Annotated in this window: 19 protein-coding genes; 6 read left to right on the forward strand and 13 right to left on the reverse strand. The window is 66.4% G+C overall.

The features are described 5' to 3' along the window. Positions 1 to 10 precede the first annotated feature (10 nt). The 5 genes from cphA to L540_RS02855 all read left to right on the forward strand — a co-directional run bounded on the left by cphA (position 11) and on the right by L540_RS02855 (position 4,375). Entirely contained in the window at positions 11 to 2,584 is a 2,574-nt protein-coding gene (gene cphA / locus L540_RS02835) for a cyanophycin synthetase (RefSeq protein WP_043212809.1), read from the forward strand. Between the two features lie 142 nt (positions 2,585 to 2,726). Then, a complete protein-coding gene (locus L540_RS02840; RefSeq protein ID WP_043212806.1) occupies positions 2,727 to 3,257 on the forward strand; it encodes a cytochrome b in 531 nt (176 codons plus the stop codon). A gap of 301 nt (positions 3,258 to 3,558) precedes the next feature. Further along, positions 3,559 to 3,759: a CsbD family protein gene (locus L540_RS02845; RefSeq protein ID WP_043212804.1), complete on the forward strand. Its 201-nt coding sequence runs from the start codon at positions 3,559 to 3,561 to the stop codon at positions 3,757 to 3,759. A 41-nt stretch (positions 3,760 to 3,800) separates the two neighbouring features. Beyond that, positions 3,801 to 3,965 carry a DUF1328 domain-containing protein gene (locus L540_RS21425; protein ID WP_029578597.1) on the forward strand — a complete coding sequence of 55 codons (165 nt, stop codon included), beginning with the start codon at positions 3,801 to 3,803 and terminating at the stop codon, positions 3,963 to 3,965. A 77-nt stretch (positions 3,966 to 4,042) separates the two neighbouring features. Continuing rightward, positions 4,043 to 4,375, forward strand: coding sequence for a BON domain-containing protein (locus L540_RS02855; RefSeq protein WP_043212802.1), 333 nt, complete (start codon positions 4,043 to 4,045; stop codon positions 4,373 to 4,375). A gap of 77 nt (positions 4,376 to 4,452) precedes the next feature. On the opposite strand, the gene L540_RS02860 is transcribed toward L540_RS02855, so the two are convergent. From L540_RS02860 to L540_RS02905, 10 genes are all read right to left on the reverse strand, one after another. Further along, complete coding sequence (locus L540_RS02860; protein ID WP_048025810.1) at positions 4,453 to 5,322, reverse strand: PhzF family phenazine biosynthesis protein; 870 nt, start codon at positions 5,320 to 5,322, stop codon at positions 4,453 to 4,455. A 93-nt stretch (positions 5,323 to 5,415) separates the two neighbouring features. Continuing rightward, positions 5,416 to 6,792 carry a 4Fe-4S binding protein gene (locus L540_RS02865; protein ID WP_043212798.1) on the reverse strand — a complete coding sequence of 459 codons (1,377 nt, stop codon included), beginning with the start codon at positions 6,790 to 6,792 and terminating at the stop codon, positions 5,416 to 5,418. 27 nt (positions 6,793 to 6,819) lie between these two features. Then, positions 6,820 to 7,662 carry an FTR1 family iron permease gene (locus L540_RS02870; protein ID WP_043212795.1) on the reverse strand — a complete coding sequence of 281 codons (843 nt, stop codon included), beginning with the start codon at positions 7,660 to 7,662 and terminating at the stop codon, positions 6,820 to 6,822. Positions 7,663 to 7,672: 10 nt separating this feature from the next. After that, entirely contained in the window at positions 7,673 to 8,005 is a 333-nt protein-coding gene (locus L540_RS02875; protein ID WP_043212793.1) for a cupredoxin domain-containing protein, read from the reverse strand. Between the two features lie 2 nt (positions 8,006 to 8,007). Further along, complete coding sequence (locus tag L540_RS02880) at positions 8,008 to 8,547, reverse strand: iron transporter (RefSeq protein ID WP_043212791.1); 540 nt, start codon at positions 8,545 to 8,547, stop codon at positions 8,008 to 8,010. Positions 8,548 to 8,718: 171 nt separating this feature from the next. Continuing rightward, complete coding sequence (gene phaR / locus L540_RS02885; protein WP_029578604.1) at positions 8,719 to 9,279, reverse strand: polyhydroxyalkanoate synthesis repressor PhaR; 561 nt, start codon at positions 9,277 to 9,279, stop codon at positions 8,719 to 8,721. 95 nt (positions 9,280 to 9,374) lie between these two features. Further along, entirely contained in the window at positions 9,375 to 10,112 is a 738-nt protein-coding gene (locus tag L540_RS02890; RefSeq protein WP_043212787.1) for a 3-ketoacyl-ACP reductase, read from the reverse strand. 50 nt (positions 10,113 to 10,162) lie between these two features. Further along, positions 10,163 to 11,788 carry a class I poly(R)-hydroxyalkanoic acid synthase gene (gene phaC / locus L540_RS02895; RefSeq protein ID WP_043212785.1) on the reverse strand — a complete coding sequence of 542 codons (1,626 nt, stop codon included), beginning with the start codon at positions 11,786 to 11,788 and terminating at the stop codon, positions 10,163 to 10,165. A 143-nt stretch (positions 11,789 to 11,931) separates the two neighbouring features. After that, positions 11,932 to 12,693 carry a peptidoglycan editing factor PgeF gene (gene pgeF, locus L540_RS02900; protein ID WP_043212782.1) on the reverse strand — a complete coding sequence of 254 codons (762 nt, stop codon included), beginning with the start codon at positions 12,691 to 12,693 and terminating at the stop codon, positions 11,932 to 11,934. Continuing rightward, entirely contained in the window at positions 12,681 to 13,640 is a 960-nt protein-coding gene (locus tag L540_RS02905) for an RluA family pseudouridine synthase (protein WP_043212780.1), read from the reverse strand. The genes pgeF and L540_RS02905 overlap by 13 nt, the downstream gene beginning before the upstream one ends. Positions 13,641 to 13,716: 76 nt before the next feature. On the opposite strand from L540_RS02905, the gene L540_RS02910 reads away from it, so the two are divergent. Continuing rightward, a complete protein-coding gene (locus L540_RS02910; RefSeq protein WP_048025814.1) occupies positions 13,717 to 14,541 on the forward strand; it encodes an outer membrane protein assembly factor BamD in 825 nt (274 codons plus the stop codon). Between the two features lie 61 nt (positions 14,542 to 14,602). On the opposite strand, the gene L540_RS21190 is transcribed toward L540_RS02910, so the two are convergent. From L540_RS21190 to L540_RS02925, 3 genes are read right to left on the reverse strand one after another with little or no spacing between them, the layout of a single operon-like run. Further along, a complete protein-coding gene (locus L540_RS21190; protein WP_053073156.1) occupies positions 14,603 to 15,427 on the reverse strand; it encodes a polysaccharide deacetylase family protein in 825 nt (274 codons plus the stop codon). Next, the gene (locus tag L540_RS02920; protein ID WP_048025816.1) at positions 15,424 to 16,278 is read right to left on the reverse strand and encodes a polysaccharide deacetylase family protein; all 855 of its coding nucleotides are present in this window, start codon (positions 16,276 to 16,278) and stop codon (positions 15,424 to 15,426) included. Before L540_RS02920 ends, L540_RS21190 begins: the two co-directional genes overlap by 4 nt. A gap of 17 nt (positions 16,279 to 16,295) precedes the next feature. After that, a complete protein-coding gene (locus tag L540_RS02925) occupies positions 16,296 to 17,411 on the reverse strand; it encodes a C45 family autoproteolytic acyltransferase/hydolase (RefSeq protein ID WP_043212779.1) in 1,116 nt (371 codons plus the stop codon). Positions 17,412 to 17,424 lie beyond the last annotated feature (13 nt).

Below are 17,424 nucleotides of genomic sequence, written 5' to 3' on the forward strand. Positions count from 1 at the left end.
AAAGCCTGCCATGGAAGTCTCCCGAATCCGCGCTCTGCGAGGCCCCAATCTCTGGAGCCGCAATACCGCCATCGAGGCCATCGCGGCCTGCGCCGACACCGAATGCTCGATCGACGACATGCCTGACTTCGAAGCCAGGCTGCGCGCGCGCTTTCCCCAGATCGGGCTGCTGCGGCCGGAAGGCCATAGCGATGCCGTATCGATGGCGCATGTGCTGCAGGTCACCGCGCTGGCCTTGCAGGCGCATGCCGGCTGTCCCGTCACCTTCGGCCGCACCTCGCCCACCGTCGAGCCCGGCGTCTTCCAGGTCGTGGTCGAGTACAGCGAAGAAGAAGTGGGCCGGCTGGCCATGGAACTGGCCCAGGCCCTGATCGATGCCGCGCTGCAAGACCAGCCCTTTGACCTGCCCCAGGCGCTGGCGCGTCTGCGCGAGCTCGACGAAGACCTGCGCCTCGGGCCGTCCACGGGCTCCATCGTCAACGCCGCGGTCGCGCGCGGCATTCCTTTCCATCGGCTGACGCAAGGCAGCATGGTGCAGTTCGGCTGGGGCAGCCGCCAGCGCCGCATCCAGGCCGCCGAAACCGACCACACCAGCGCCATCGCCGAATCGATCGCCCAGGACAAAGACCTGACCAAGATGCTGCTGGACGCCGCGGGCGTGCCGGTGCCGCTGGGCCGCTCGGTGGACGACGCCGAAGCCGCCTGGGAGGCCGCCCAGGAACTGGGCGGCCCAGTGGTGGTCAAGCCGCGCGATGGCAGCCAGGGGCGCGGCGTGGCGGTCAATATCGAGACCCGCGAGCGCGTGCTGGCCGCCTACGAGGCGGCCTCCCAGATCAGTTCCGAAGTCATTGTCGAACGCTACATCCCCGGCCATGATTTCCGCCTGCTGGTCGTGGGCAACACCCTGGTGGCGGCCTCGCGCCGCGACCCGCCGCAAGTCACCGGCGACGGCGTGCACACGATCCGCGAGCTGGTGACCCAGGTCAACGCCGACCCGCTGCGCGGCGACGGCCATGCCACCGCCCTGACCAAGATCCGCCTGGACGACATCGCCCAGGGCGTGCTGCACAAGCAAGGCTATACGCCGGACTCCGTCCCGCCGGCCGGCACGCTGGTGGTGTTGCGCAACAACGCCAACCTGAGCACCGGCGGCTCGGCCACCGACGTCACCGACGAAGTGCATCCCGAGCTGGCCGCGCGCGCCGTCACGGCCGCGCGCATGATAGGCCTGGACATCTGCGGCGTGGACGTCGTGGCCGAGACGGTCCACCTGCCGCTCGAAGACCAGCACGGCGGCGTGGTCGAAGTCAACGCCGCGCCCGGCCTGCGCATGCACCTGAACCCATCGTTCGGCAAAGGCCGCGCCGTCGGCGAAGCCATCATCAACCAGATGTTCGCCGAGGGCGATGACGCGCGCATTCCGGTCATCGCGGTGGCCGGCACCAACGGCAAGACCACTACCGTGCGCCTGTCGGCCCACATACTGGCCTGCGGCGGCAAGCGCGTGGGCATGACCAATTCCGACGGCGTCTATGTCGGCAAGCGCCGCATCGACACCGGCGATTGCAGCGGCCCGCGCAGCGCGCGCCGCATTCTGCTGCATCCCGATGTGGACGCCGCCGTCTTCGAAACCGCCCGTGGCGGCATCCTGCGCGAAGGCCTGGCTTTTGACCGCTGCGACGTGGCCATCGTCACCAATATCGGCATGGGCGACCACCTCGGCCTGGGCTATATCAGCACCGTCGAAGACCTGGCCGTGGTCAAGCGCGTGATCGTGCAGTACGTGCGCAGCAAGGGCATGGCCGTCCTGAACGCGGCCGACACCCATGTGGCCGAGATGGCCAGCGCCTGCCCGGGCGAGGTCACCTACTTCGCCCAGGACCGCAACCACCCCGTCATGGCCACGCACCGCGCCCAGGGCAAGCGCGTGGTCTACCGCGACGGCGACAGCATCGTGGCCGCCGAAGGCAGCACGGAAGTGAGCATCCCGCTGGCCCAGATCCCGCTCACGCGCAACGGCGTCATCACCTTCCAGGTCGAGAACGCCATGGCCTGCGTGGGCGCCGCCTGGGCGCTGGGCATGGACTGGCAGGTCATCCGCCAGGCGCTGGCTTCCTTCGTCAACGACGCGCAGACCGCCCCCGGCCGCTTCAATGTGTTCGACTACGGCGGCGCCACCCTGATCGCCGACTACGGCCACAACCCGGACGCCATCCTGGCCCTGGTCCAGGCCGTGGACGCGCTGCCCGCAAAGCGGCGCAGCGTCGTCATCAGCGGCGCGGGCGACCGGCGCGACGAAGATCTGCGCCAGCAGACCGAAATCCTCGGCGACCACTTCGACGACGTGCTGCTCTACGAAGACCAATGCCAGCGCGGACGCGAAGACGGCGAAGTCATCGCCTTGCTGCGCCAGGGCCTGGTCCAGGCCAAGCGGGCCTCCCACATCGAAGAGATCCGGGGCGAGTTCATTGCCATCGATCGCGCGCTGGCCCGTCTGGCGCCCGGAGACCTCTGCCTGATCCTGGTGGACCAGGTCGAGGAAGCCCTGGCGCATATCGCCCAGCGCGTGGCCGAGAAACGCTGAACCACGCGGGCGCGGGCCTGGCCCGCGCCCGGGCCGCCTGAACGGCAATTCCCCGGCAAAACCAGGGAATTGACTCGCATCAAGCAAATAGACAGCTGACATCCCCTACGATAGGGGCTCTATCAGCCATGGAACCCTGCCGATGTCCGAGTCAATCGCCGTCCAACGCTATACACGGGGCGCCGTCGCCCTGCATTGGATTACCGCCGTGCTGGTCGCCCTGGCCTATCTGGCGATCGAGATCCGGGGCCCCAAGGGCGACCCCGGCCGGCCCTTCTGGACCGGCATACACGAATGGGCCGGCGCCCTGGTGCTCCTGGTGGCGCTGGTGCGCGTGGGCTGGCGGGCCCGCCACGAGCCGCCCGCCGACCTGAACGAATCCGTGCTGCTGTCCATCCTGGCGCGGCTGGCTCACCTGGCGCTCTACATCTTCATCCTGGCGCAGCCCCTGCTGGGCATGCTGACGCTGAACCTGGCCGATCGCCCCGTGACCCTGATCGGCCTGGACTGGAGCTTCCGCATCGCCGGACCCAATCCCGAATGGCGGCCGCTGGTCAAAGAAGCCCACGAGCTCATCGGCAACCTGTTCTACTTCGTGATCGGCCTGCACGCCCTGGCCGCGCTGTGGCATCACTATGTGAAGCGGGACGACACCCTGCGGCGCATGCTCTGAAACCACATCTCGTTACCACGCCGGCTCAAAGCGGCTCAAAACTTGTCCGCAATGTAACAAGCCCGCGCCCTCCCCGCCCCCGGGGCGCGAGCGCCGGCTTCTCCGCCCGCAGCCTCGCCCCTCCCTCTGAAAACCGCCCCGTGGACACCGCCGACCACGAGCTTTGGGTGTCCGTTACATTCGCCCACAGCCAAGTTTGACACCCTCCGCGCCCGGCTCTTAGGGTAGACCCATGCCGATCGGCCACCCGGAAGCATCGCCCGGCCAGGCGATCTTCCCAACAGCAACGCAAGGAGGCGAGATGAACAACGACATCATTGCGGGCAAGTGGAAGCAACTCAGCGGCAAGGCCAAGGCGGCCTGGGGCGAACTCACCGACGACGAGCTCACCCGCAGCGAAGGCAACGCCGAACGCCTGGCGGGCCTGATCCAGGAACGCTATGGCAAGACGCGCGAAGAAGCGCAAAAGGAAGTTCGCGAGTTCTTCGACAAAAACCGCTGAACTGACCGCGGCCCAGCGTCAACCCTGCGAGGAGAATCATCATGCTGTACTACGCGGCTGTTTTCTTCGTGATCGCCATCATCGCCGCGGTACTGGGCTTCGGCGGCATCGCCGCCGGCGCCGCCGGTATCGCCAAGATCCTGTTCTTTGTCTTCCTGGTGCTCGCGCTGCTGTCCATCCTCAGCGGCACACTAAGAAAGAAATAGCACCCGGATATGCGGCCTCCCGCCGCGGCGCTAAAGATCGAGCGTCCCCGAGCCACACAACCATAGGGAGAACGACCATGAAAACTCGTCAACTGTTCGCAGCCATCGCCCTGGGCACGACCGCGGCATTCGCCACCCTGGCCCATGCCGCCGACGGCAAGCCCAAGCAATCGGTGGGTGAGTACGCCAGCGACGCCGCCATCACGGGCAAGGTCAAGGCCGCCCTGGTCGCCGACAAGGACCTGAGCGCGCTGGATGTCGCGGTGGAAACCAATAATGGCGTGGTCACCCTGACCGGCACCGTGGGCACGGCCGCCCAGGCCGACAAGGCCGCCGTCGTGACCCGAGGCGTCGAAGGCGTCAAGCAGGTCAACAACAATGTGAAGGTCGACCCCGCCAAGGCCAAGTAAGCGCCGCGCATCAGTCGCATGATTGATCGCCGGATTTCCCGGGCTCCACGCAGCCCGGGTTTTTTATGGCGCGGACCTCAAGGCAGGCGGACCACGCCCTCGCCCACGGTGATCACCCGCCCGCCGACCCGGATCTGCTGGTCCGGGCCCACATCAAGGAAAAGACGGCAAGGCCGGCGCACCAGGTCGCCCTGCTCCACCAGCACGCCGCCCGGGACATCGCGCCCCTGCGTCAGCAGCCAGCCGCCCAGATTGGCGCAGGCCGAGCCGGTGCCGGGATCCTCGACCACCCCGGCGCCGCGGGCGCTGAAATACCGCGCACACACCACCTCGCGGCCCTCGCGCCGCTGCCCCTCGAAGGCGAAGACATAGAGCACCCGCCGCCCGTCGCGGCTTTGGCCCCAGCGCTGGGCATCGTGGGGCGCGGCGCGCTTGACGGCGTCGGGCGAGGCCAGCGGCACGACACATTGCTCGATGCCCGTATCCACCCAGACCGGATCGCCGGCCAGGTCCTCGGGCGACAATCCCAGGAATGCCGCCACCTCGGCCCGGCTGGCCTCGGCGGGCCGCAGGCGCGGCGCTTGCGCCGCAGGCGCCACCAGGGTCCAGACATCGCCCCGGGCGCGAACCGGCACGCGCCCGGCGGCCAGCGACAAGGTGACCGTATCCTCGATCGCCAGGCCCAGTTCGCGCAGCACATGGGCCGTGCCCAGGGAGGGATGGCCGGCGAAGGCCATTTCGTGCGTGGGCGTCATGATGCGCACATCGGCCACGCCGGGCTCGGGGCGCTCCAGCACAAACGTCGTCTCGGAGAGATTGAACTGCAAGGCCAGATCGCGCATGACGTCCACGGGCATGCCGCGGGCGTCTTCAAAGACGCAGAGAGGATTGCCGCCGAAGAAGGATTCGGCGAACACATTGACGAGACGATAACGAAAGTCAGGCATGGCGGCGGCGCTGCAAGGAAAACCCCAACACGGGGAAAGCCTCAATATAGCGGCTGGCCGCCGCCGCGCGACAGATACAGCCGCGCGTGATTTTCACCAGGCGGCGAAAAACAGCCACCAGGCCAGACAGAACGGCGCCAGGCCCGCGGCCAGCAGCAGCCACGACAGGACGCGGCGCGCCAGGCCCGCGGGGCGCTGGCCCAGCACGCGCCAGGCCAGGCGCAGCGTCCAGAGCACCGCCAGGGTCAGCAGGGTGAACCGCAGAGGCGCCACCCAGCCGGTGCGCACGCCCTCATGCTGCAGCAGCGTCACCGTCGTGGCCGACAGGCCCAGGAAGACGCCGATGCCGGCCGAAGGAATGAGGGCCTGCGCCAGCTTGTGCACGCCCGCCAGCCCGGCGGCCTGGGCCAGGGGGCTGACGCGATCGGCCAGCCAGAGGCCGACAAAGGTCGCCCCGCCCACGCAGACCGTGGCCCCGGCCACGAAGGCCAGGATGCCGGCGCCGTCCAGCCAGGAGAAGCTGTCATTGACTTCGGGATAATGCGTCAGGATGAACCAGGGCGCGCTGTCGATCAGCGGCCAGGTGATATCGCGCTCGACCAGCCAGGTCGCCGCCCATTGCTTGAAGCTCACGAACCAGGGGCTCGCGCTCCAGAGAAAGGCGCCGATGGCCACGCCCATGAGGCCGAAACAGATGAGGGCCGTCTGCCAGCCATCGCCCCGGGCGACGTTGACGATTTCCTGCTCGGGCGAGCGCGGCGTAAGCGCGATCGCGCCGCGGTAGCCGCTGCAACGGCCGCACATATGGCAGTCGCCGGCGCCCTTCATGTGGCGCAAGGGCACCAGCGGCGCACAGTTGACCGGCTCGATGCGGATCACGGGATGGCGCCAGGCCTGTTCGTCGACTTTGTAATGCCAGGGAGCCAGCTTGGCGAGCAGGTTGAACACCCCGTTGACCGGACAGAGGTATTTGCACCAGACCCGCTTGCTGTGGCCGTAGCGATAGCCGACGATCATGGCCGCGGCGGTGGAGCCGCCCAGCACCGCCAGCACCGCCAGCGGATATTGGTAGACGCTGACCAACTGGCCATAGACGGTGGTCAGCGCGAAAGCCACGAAGGGCCAGCCGCCCCAGCGCATCCATTTCGGGATGGCGCGCCCCTGGCCGCGTTCGCTGGCCCATTCGGTGAGCATGCCTTCCGGACAGAACCAGCCGCACCAGGCGCGCCCCATGATGGGCATGGACACCAGCACGAAGGGCCACCAGATACCCCAGAAGGCGAATTGCGCCAGTACGGTCAGGTTATTGAAGACCGATGCCGTATTGCCCGGCAAGGGCAGGAAGACCGGCACGATCAAAAGAAAGGCGTAAATCGCGACGATGCCCCACTGCAGCTTGCGCAACAGCGGGGCATGATCACGAAGAAAATCGGCAAAGCGGGCGGTTGCCCGCCCGAGCGCAGAACCCATTGTTAAACCTCGTCGGCTGCCTTTGTCTCAGCGCGCCGTCACGTGCGCGGCCTGGGCCTGCGCATCGGTGCGGCGCAGAAGCAGCCACACCACCAACCAGTAGACCAGCCAGGCCAGCACCGAAATCAATGCCGGATAGGCCCGGTAACCCGCGAAGTCCGCCAGGATCTTGCCCAGCCCGCTGCTGTCGTCGAGCAGCCAGGCGCTATCCCACACGGGATCGACGATCGTGGGCAGCGCGTCCAGCGAGATCAGGTGATCCAGGCCGCCGATCAGGAGCGAGCCGGCCAAGAGCAGCAGGAGGACTTCGGTGATGCGGAAAAACCGCCGCCACGTGATCAGCTTGCCGCCCAATTGCAGCAGCCAGAAGGTCAGCAGCGCCACCAGGAAGCCGCCTACCCCGGCCAGGGCCAGCATGACGGGGCTGCCGCCGTCCTGGGCCGCCGAAACCGTGCCATACAGAAACACCACGGTCTCGCTGCCTTCGCGCGCCACCGCGATCATCACCAGGACCAGCAGGCCCCACCAATTGTCATTGGCGACGGACTGCCGAGCCCCGCCTTCAAGCTCGCGCTTGAGCGTGCGGCCGTGGCGCTTCATCCAGACCACCATTTGCACGACCAGCACGCAGGCCAGCAGCGACATGCCGGCCTGAAACCACTCCTGGCCGGTGTCGCTCAGCCACTCGGACACGCCCAGCAGCACCAGGGCCAGCATCAGCGCCAGGCCCAGGCCCGCGGCGACGCCGCCCCACAGATAGGGCAGACCGCGCCGGCCCTCGGGCGTCGCGCGCAGCCATGAATAAAGAATGCCCACCACGAGGAGGGCTTCGACGCTTTCGCGCCAGACGATGAATGCGACCTGTTCCATAAGGGCCCGGTTATTCCTTGGGCTTGACCACCAGCGTGCCTTTCACGTTCTGGTGGAAATCGTCGAAAAAGGGATACTCGCCGGGCCGCGAAATCGTGATGACGACAAACGATTTCACGCCTGGGCCCAGCACCTTTTCCTTGCGCAGCGGAATCGACTCGAACTCCACCGGCTCATTGCTCTCGTTGATCAGCTCGATCTTGAAACGGCCGGCCGGCACCTCCAGCCGGGCAGGCTCGAAGGTGCCGTCAGGCTTGAAGGTGAGCGTAAATGTCGGCATCTCGCCCGCATGCGCGGGCGCCCACAACACCAAGGCCAGCAAGAACGCCCACAAGCCGCGCACGATCAGTACCCGCCCTTCTTGCCGGTGCCGGCATAGACGAATTCATATTCGAGTTCGAAGGGCTCGAACCACGGGCCCACGCCGGTTTCCTTGTCGACGTGGCGGCCGAAGTGCGACATTTTGTCGGCCGTCGGCGGCTGGATGGTGTACTTGAGCTTGTACTTGCCCGGGCCTTCCAGCTTGACGTTGTCGCCGTAGTGCGGGCCGTCATTGGCCACCATGGGCATCAGATGGCCTTTTTGCACGTTCTGGCTGCCGACCTTCTGGAGTTCGAAATTCACGACCAGGTAGGGCATCCACTCGCCTTCCGGGAAACCGGTGGGATTGTTGGCCAAGGCATGGATATCGGCCTCGAGGTGGATGTCGGAATCCTTGGCCGGACGCATCACGCCCGGGGGATCCATTTCGATGGGCTGCAGGTAAACCGCGCCGATCTCCATGCCGCCCTTTTCCACCGGCTTGCCGATCGGATACTCGGCGGCCATCGCGGCGCCGGAAACAGTCATCGCGGCCGCGGCCAGCCAGAAGGCTTTTTTCAACATCGGGTTTATCCTCGGGTAAGTATCAGCTTGCACAAAACAAAAACAAGAACTGTTTTCATTAATGTAGCGGCAACAAGCTGACAGCGACCTTAATAAACCCCGTATCAGACCGGCAAAAAAGCAAGACGGCGCCCAATAGGACGCCGTCTTTCAGACTGCTTTCAGAGGCGCTTATTTGCGCCCGCCGCCCTGCCCTGGCGGGAAGGGAAAGTTGGCGAACATGGCCCGCGTCTGGTCCTGCATCTGGTCCTGCATCTGCACGAACAGATTCTTGCTCTGGTCGATGTAGTTGTTCATCATTTTTTGCAGCATGGGCGTCTGCACATTCATGAACTGCGTCCAGGCTTCCGGGCCGAACTGGCTGCCATACAGGCCCTTGGACTGCTCCGCCATACGCTGCTGGATCTCCATGAAGGCCTGGATGTTCTTTTCCAGGTAGGAGCCCATGATGCCCTGCATGGCATGCCCATAGAAGCGGATGATCTGCGACAGCATGGTCGAGGAGAACATCGGCATGCCGCCGCTTTCTTCTTCGAGGATGATTTGCAGCAGGATGCTGCGCGTGAGGTCCTCGCCGCTCTTGGCGTCGACCACCTGGAAGTCTTCGTTGGCGAGCACCAGCTGCTTGACGTCGGCCAGCGTGATGTAGGTGCTGGTCTGCGTGTCGTACAAGCGGCGGTTCGGATACTTCTTGATCAGACGCTGGGGAGCGTCGGATTGAGCTTGCGTCATGGCTGTCCCCGAGATCGGGAGATCTCTTTAATTCTCAACGATTTTACGTGCTTTGCCGGGTTGGCGTCAGCCCGCCCGGCCCCTTCAACGGGTTATCAACCCATGTGCAAGCCGCCATTGAGCGAGAAATCCGCGCCCGTGGCGAAGCCTGATTCATCCGAAGCCAGCCACGAGCACATCGAAGCGATCTCCTCGGGCGTGCCCAGACGGCGCACCGGAATGGTGGCGACGATCTTCTCCAGCACGTCGGGGCGGATGGCGCGCACCATGTCCGTGCCGATATAGCCCGGAGAAATGGTGTTGACGGTGACCCCCTTGCTGGCGACCTCCTGGGCCAGCGCCATGGAGAAACCATGGATGCCCGCCTTGGCGGTGGAGTAGTTGGTCTGGCCGAACTGCCCCTTCTGGCCGTTGACCGAACTGATATTGATGATGCGCCCCCACTGGCGGTCGACCATGGCGTCGAGGACCTGCTTGGTGACGTTGAACAGGCTGTTCAAGTTGGTGTCGATCACGGCGCGCCAATCATCGACCGTCATCTTGCGGAACAAGCCGTCGCGGGTGATGCCGGCGTTGTTGACGAGCACGTCCACTTCGCCCAGCTCGGCCTTGATCTTGTTGAACGCCTGGACCGTGGACTCCCAATCCGAGACATTGCCGACCGAGGCATGAAAGGTGAACCCCTGGGCGGCTTGTTCATCCAGCCATTGCTGGTAATTGCGGCTGGGCCCACAGCCCGCCACCACACGGAAGCCATCCTTGGCCAGGCGCTGGCAGATGGCGGTTCCGATGCCGCCCATGCCGCCGGTCACGTATGCCAGTTTTCCGCTCATATTGACTTCCTCCTGATTCGACGCAAGCTTTGAATGAAATAGGTTGTCTTTCAGACTGCCCTGACTTTGACGTACCTGCCGGGCGCCGGTTCTATGGGCGCGTACTTTTTGCTGCCCAGTCTGCGGCGCGCGGCGACTTGCTTGCCTGCGCGTCCGGCCAGCCACTGTGACCAATCGGGCCACCAGCTGCCGGGGTGCTCCACGGCGCGCGCCAGCCAGGCATTGGGATCGCCTGGCAGGGCCGCGCCTGATTCGTCCGCCCAGAAGCTGCGGCGCTTCTTGGCGGGCGGATTGACGACCCCGGCAATATGGCCCGAGGCGCCCAGCACGAAGCGCATGGGACCGCGCAGCAACTGGGTGCTCGCATAGGCCGATTGCCAGGGCACGATGTGATCTTCGCGCGAACCGTAGATATAGGCCGGCATGGTCAGGCGGCTCAGGTCGAGCGGCGTGCCGGCCGCCTGGGCCACGCCCGGCACCTTGAGGTTGTTCTCGAGATAGGTATTGCGGAAATACCAGGAGAAAAACGGGCCGGGCAGGTTGGTGCTGTCCGCGTTCCAGAACAACAGGTCGAAGGCCGGCGGTGTCTGGCCCTTGAGATAGTTGGCGACAACGTAGTTCCAGACCAGCTCGTTGGGGCGCAGAAAGGAAAAAGTGGTGGCCAGGTCGCGCGCGGGCATCAGCCCGCCCTGCCCGAGCTGCTGGTCGCGCAGCAGCGCGTGGCCCTCGTCGACGAAGACCTTGAGCACGCCCGTGTCATGGAAATCCAGCAGCGAGGTCAGCAGCGTCAGCGCGGCCACGGGCTTGTCGCCGCGCGCATCGGCCAGCGCCAGCGCCGCGGCCAGCATGGTGCCGCCCACGCAGAAGCCCAGGCCATTGACCTGCTCCTGGCCCGTGATGTCCGCGGCCACCGACAGCGCCTTGAGCACGGCCTCGTCGAGATATTCGCTCCAGCCGGCGGTGTCCACGCCATCACGGTCGGAGGCCAGCGGATTGCGCCAGGAAATGATGAACACCGTGTGCCCCGCCTGCACCGCGTGGCGCACGAAGGAGTTCTCGGGCTGCAGGTCGAGGATGTAGTACTTGTTGATATTGGGCGGCACCACCACCAGCGGCCGTTCATAGACCTGGTCGGTCTGCGGCGCATACTGGATCAGCTGCATGAGACGGTTTTCGTAGACCACCTCGCCGGGCGTGATCGCCACATTGCGGCCGATCTCGAACTGGCTCTCGTCGGTCTGGGTAATGCGGCCTTTGCGCAGGTCGGCCATCAGATTGGCCAGGCCCGCGTTCAAGGCGCGGCCGGCCGTCTCGACGATGGACTGCTGGGCGTCGGGATTGAAGGCCAGGAAATTGGCCGGCGACAGCGCATCGACCCATTGCATGATGGAAAAGCGCAGCCGGCTGCGCAGCTGCTCGCTCACCTGGGCGGCCTCGACCATGCGATGCAGCACCCGGGCGGACAGCAGGTAGGCATGGGCCATCAGCAGATGACGCTTGTCGGCCAGCCAGGCCGGACTCGCAAAGCGCTTGTCGGCCGGCGCGGGCAATATGCCGCGCTGGGCCTCATCGCAAATGCGCAGCCACTCTCGGGAAAACTCGGCCTGTATCTCTGCCAGAGCATCCGGCGCCACGCTCACCGGGACAGGCCATGCGGCGGAAAGATGGGCGGTCACTTCGACACCTTGTTATCGGAACTGCGCGATTCGATGTTGCATGTCAGCAAAATGGCTGTCAATGCGGGTAATCCAAGGCTGAATCCGGCCAGCATAACCCGGCTTCCCAGGCTGCCCGCTCGCGCGGCTTGACGCGGATCAAATCAGACGGCGGACAACCAGGCCAGCATGGCCATGCGGCCGGTTTCGCGATCGCGGCGATAGGAGAAAAAGCGCGCCCTGTCGCCATAGGTGCAAAGACCGCTCAGTTCGACCCGGGCCACTCCGGCCCGTTCCAGGCGCAGGCGGGCCAGCGCCGGCAGGTCGGCCATCCATTTGCCGGGCGCATGCGGGCGGAAACAGGCGGCCGCCTCGGCATCGCCCGGCGCGCCGAAAGCTTCGAGCACGTCGGCGCCCACCTCGAAGAAGGCGGGCCCTATCCCCGGGCCCACCCAGGCCCGCCAGCCGCCGGCGGCCGGTTTTTTGCGGCGCATCAATTCCAGCGTGTTCTCCAGCACGCCGGAGGACAGGCCACGCCAGCCGGCATGCGCGGCGCCCAGCACCTGGCCGGCCTCGTCGGCCATGAGCACGGGCAGGCAATCCGCCACCAGGACGGCCAATACCTGGCCCGGCCGGGTGGTGACGCTCGCGTCGGCGGCGATCTCGCCGGACGGCGGCGGCAGATCGGCATCGTGCACGGCATTGGCGTGCACCTGCCGCAGCCAGCGCGGCTCGCCCGGCAGCGCGGCCGCCAGCCGGCGGCGGTTCTCGGCCACCGCCTCGGGGCGGTCGCCGGCGCGGATGCCGAGGTTGAAGGTGTCAAACGGCGCCACGCCCGCCCCGCCCTCGCGGGTGGTGCAGAAATAGGCCACGCCAGGCCAGTCCTGGCCGCTGACCACGGGCAGGCCGGCAATCACGCGATCCATGTCACAGCTCCCTGTACGTCTTGCATGTCCGACGGCACGGCCGCCGCGAAAGCCAGTTCGCCGCGCCCGCCCGGGTCATCGAAGTGCAGCGCCCGGGCGTGCAGCATCTGGCGCGTGGCGCCCGCCAGCGCCCGCCCGCCATAAAGCGTGTCGGCCAGCAGCGGATGCCCCAGGCTGGCCAGATGCACCCGGATCTGGTGGGTGCGCCCGGTTTCCAGGCGGCAGATCACTTCGGTTACATTTTCTTCGCCGGCCTGGCCCTGGCGCGCGGGCCGGTAATGGGTGACGGCCGGCTTGGGCGCGATGGGGCGCTCGACGCTCATGCGCACGGGCACGCGGGCATCGCGGCCGATGGGCCGGTCCACCGTGCCGGGCGCGCGCAGCCATCCATGCGCCAGGGCGATGTACTCTCGCCCCATGCTGCGCGCCTGCAATTGGCGCACCAGATGGGTCTGCGCCAGCTCGTTGCGGGCCACGACCATGAGACCCGAGGTATCCTTGTCCAACCGGTGAACAATGCCGGCGCGCGCCACCCGGGCCAGTTCGGGGTAGCGGTACAGCAGCCCATTGAGCAGGGTGCCGCTCCAGTTGCCGGCTCCGGGATGGGTCACCAGCCCGGCCGGCTTGTTGACGACGATCCAGTCCGAACTGGCGTCCACCACCTCAAAATCGACCGGTTCCGGTGAAAATGCCAGACTTTCGGGCGCGGGCTGCTCCCATACCGTCAGCTGGTCGCCCGGCCCCACCGGCTGGCGCACCTTGGCCGGCGCGCCGTTGACCAGCACGTGGCCGGCTTCGATCCAGCCCTGCAGGCGGCTGCGCGAATGCCCGGGCATCAGGCCGGCCAGCACCTTGTCCAGGCGGTCGGCGGGGATGTCCGGAGGGATGAAAATCGCCAAAGGCTCGTCGTCGGAGAGCGGCTCGGCGCTGGCGGCTGTATCGGACATGGCACAAATCATATAATCAGCCCAGCATGCTAACACCAAGGAAACGACTCTCGTGATTCTCCGCAACGCTGCTCCCATGAATCCCGCCTCCCGCCGCGGGAAGGCCCTGAGCGCTGCATTGGCGCTCGCCGCCGTGCTCCTGGTCTCCGGTTGCGGCTCATCCGACAACAAGTACGACAAGACCGCCGGCTGGAGCGCCGAGCAGCTCTATGCCGACGCCAAGCAGGAAGTCGCGGCCGGCAACTGGAAAGAAGCCCGCGATCGCCTGACCGCCATCGAGAGCCGCTATCCCTTTGGCACCTATGCCCAGCAGGCCTTGATCGAGCTGGCCTATGTCAACTGGAAAGACGGCGAGAACGAACAGGCCCTGGCCGCCATCGATCGTTTCCAGCAGCTCTATCCCAACCATCCCGGCACGGATTACGTGCTCTACCTGAAGGGGCTGATCAATTTCACGCCGGCCAGCGCCTTCATGACCAATGTCACCGGCCAGGACCCGGCCGAACGCGATCCCAAGGGGCTGCGCGCCTCCTATGACGCCTTCAATGACCTGATCAAGCGCTATCCGCAAAGCAAGTACACGCCGGATGCCGAAAAGCGCATGACCTGGCTGGTCAACGCCATCGCCATGAACGAAGTCCACGTCGCGCGCTATTACTACACGCGCGGCGCCTATATCGCGGCCATCAACCGCGCCCAGACCGTCATCACCGACTTCGAAGGCGCGCCCGCCACCGAAGAGGCGCTCTACATCATGATGCTGTCCTACGACAAGCTGGAGATGAAGCAGCTCAAGGAAGACACCGAGCGCGTGCTGGACAAGAACTTCCCCAACAGCAAGTTCAAGACCGAAGGCTTCAAGGACGACAAGAGCTGGTGGAATCCCTTCCAATTCCGCTGACCGTCTCCGCAATGAACAACGGCTCCCAAAGGGAGCCGTTGTTTTTTCAAGCGAAGAAACATCAGAGCAGCGGCGCGGGCATCGACGGATAGGGCTCGGCGGCCGGATGGGCGGCGCGCCAGGCCGCGGCCAGCGCATCGGCGCGATAAAAGGCCACGCCGGGGCGCGCGCCCAGCTCGCGCAAGAACTCGCCCACGCGGCGCGCGCGCGGCAACCGCCCCGAACCGCTGTCGCCGCGGGTATGCAGCGTCAGGTTGACATAGCCTCCGGCGCAATACTGGGCATCGGCCTCCTCGCGCCAAGCCTGGGCGGCGCGGGCGTCGCTGTGGCGCTGGGCAAAGAAATTGCTGTCGTTCAGATAATCGAACACCGGCAGCTCCACCAGGGTGGGGCCATCGCCCTGGCCCATGACGTAGGGCTTGTCATCGTCCTGGGCGCTGCTGTCGTAGGCATAGCCCGCCTGGGCCAGCGCCGGCAGCGTGGCCTGCGTCACCAGGCCGTTGAGCGAGCGCCACCCCTGGCTGCGCACGCCGGTCACCCGGGCCAGGGCCTCGCGGTCGCGCGCCAGCTGATCGAGCTGCTCGGCGGCGCCGGCGCGCTCGCGCACCCAGCCCCGCACCGCCACTTCGTGTCCGCCGTCGAGAATGGCGGCCAGCACCCGCGGATGCCGCTCCATGTCTTGCGGAATGACGAAGAAACTGGCCTTCACCCCGTTGTCCTCCAGCGCCTCGAACAGGTTCCAGATACCTTCGCGCGCGCCGTAGCGGCCATAGGAATAGCGGCCGAACAAACCGGCCTGGCCGGCGTTGGCCGCGTCCACCGCGTCGATGTCGACATTGATGCCCACCATCACCGGGCAGGCGGCAAGCCCTTGCTTCGCGCTCATACTCGCACCTCATCGAATTGCTCGCTGGCGCTGGCGACCCAGCGCCGGATCTCGCTCAGCGTGGCGAATTTCACGTCCTCGTGACGCTGGATATGGCGCAAGGTCTCCTCGACCGCGCGCACACGTCTCGGCGTGCCCGAGCCCCAGCCGGCGCGCGGATGCACGGTCAGCATGAAAAAACCGCCGCGCGCATAACGCTCGTCGAACTCGTCGCGCCACTGCGCCTGCACTTCGGACACCGGCGTCATGGAAAAGTGGAAGAACGGGAAATCGTCCAGGCTGTAGGTATTGTTGGGGATCTCGACCATGCTGCGCCCCTGCCCCAGGTCCAGCAGATAGGGACGGTCCGCGTCCTTGTCGCTGCTGTCATACTCATAGCCCAGTTCGTGCAGCACCGGCAGCGTCACGCCGGTCTTCTGCCCGGACGGCGAGCGCCAGCCGCGCGGCGCCGTCCCAAGCAGGTCCGACAAGATGCGATGCGTCAGCCGCAGGCGCTGGGTTTCTTCGGCCGGCTCATACAGCGTGCCTTCATGCACATAGCCGTGGGCGGCGACTTCATGGCCATCGGCATGAATGGCGCGCACCGCCTCCGGCGAGCACTGGGCGTCGTAGCCGGGCACGAAGAAGGTCGCCGGGATGTCCAGGCGCTCAAGCATGTCCAGATGGCGCGGCACGCCGCGGCGCGCCGAATAGCAGCCGGCCGAATACATGCCGAAGGGCTCCAGGCCTTTGCCGACCTCATTGCCGGTGCCGTCGAAATCCACGGTATAGGCCACCACGCAGCGCGCGCCGGCCAAGGTGGCCAGGGCCTCGGGCCGGGCCGCCAGGCGGGTCAATTGGGGATATGACATCGTTGCTCCTTGCCGGCTCAGTCGGCAAAACCGTAAGCGGTGAACTCGGCGGATACGGCGGGCAGCGCCGCGACCTCCATGAGGCGCGCGGCCGGCTGTATCACGACGGTGGCGACCGTGGCGCTCAGATTGCTGGCCAGGTTCAGCCTCGGCGGGCGGCAGACCGACCAGGGCGAGGCAAAATCGTCCAGCAAGGCGGCCTTGACGTGCGCCACCTCGATGGCGCCGTGATGCGGCTCGAGCAGCTCGCGCACGCGCGTATCCCGATACAGGGTATCGGGCGTGGAGGCAATGCCGGTGTCGCGCAACTTGCCCAGCGCGACGGGGCTGAGCCAATGGTTGGCGTGCACCAGCAGGCCGCCGCTGGGATGCAGCAGAAAGGTCTCTTCGGGTGCGCACTCGAAATTGACCGCCACGCCGCCCGCGTGGCTGACCATCATATTGTTGGAGCCGGACTTGCGCGTCACATAGGCCGCGCGCATGGCCAGCGCCAGGTGCTCCTGTTCGAGGATCTTGCGCCGGATGAGCGGCAGCGGCACGCCGACCTTGCGGTAGTCCAGGTTGGACTCCAGGAAGTTGGCGGTCAGCGCGATGCCGGCTGCGTTCAGGCCCGACCGGGCCAGGCCGCCGGCCTCGGTGAACGTCAGGATGTCCGGCCCGTCCTCGCGGCGCACGCGCAGCACCACCGCGGTCTCCGCGCACTCGTGCTTCCAGTCCCAATTCTGCGCGTGCAGCAGCTGGCCGCGCGCGGTGGCGCCCGGCATGACGACCACGCCGGTGCAGCCGTCATCGACTTCGCCGGCGGCCTGCAGGCGCTCGCGCAGCGCCGGGCTGGCCGCCAGCTTGAGGACTTCGCTGCGCGCGTTAAGCAGCACCACATCCTCGAACGGGATGCCGGCGCCCTCGGCGATGCCGCGCATCTCCTCGACGTGCGCGGCGTCGAAGCCCTCCATCACCGGCAGATAGTCGCGGATCACCGCGGCCAGCTTGGGCTGGTCCAGGCCGAGCTTCTGTATCTGCGCCGAATAGTGGCTGACGCCCTTGACGATGCGCTCGGCGGCCTGGCGCCCGTATTGCCGGCCCCGCTCCCGCGGCGCGCCCGATATCTCGATCAATGGAAATGCCTGGGTCATAGTCTTCCTTGCA

Origin of the sequence: Bordetella pseudohinzii (genome assembly GCF_000657795.2) — a bacterium.
GTDB lineage: Bacteria > Pseudomonadota > Gammaproteobacteria > Burkholderiales > Burkholderiaceae_B > Bordetella > Bordetella pseudohinzii.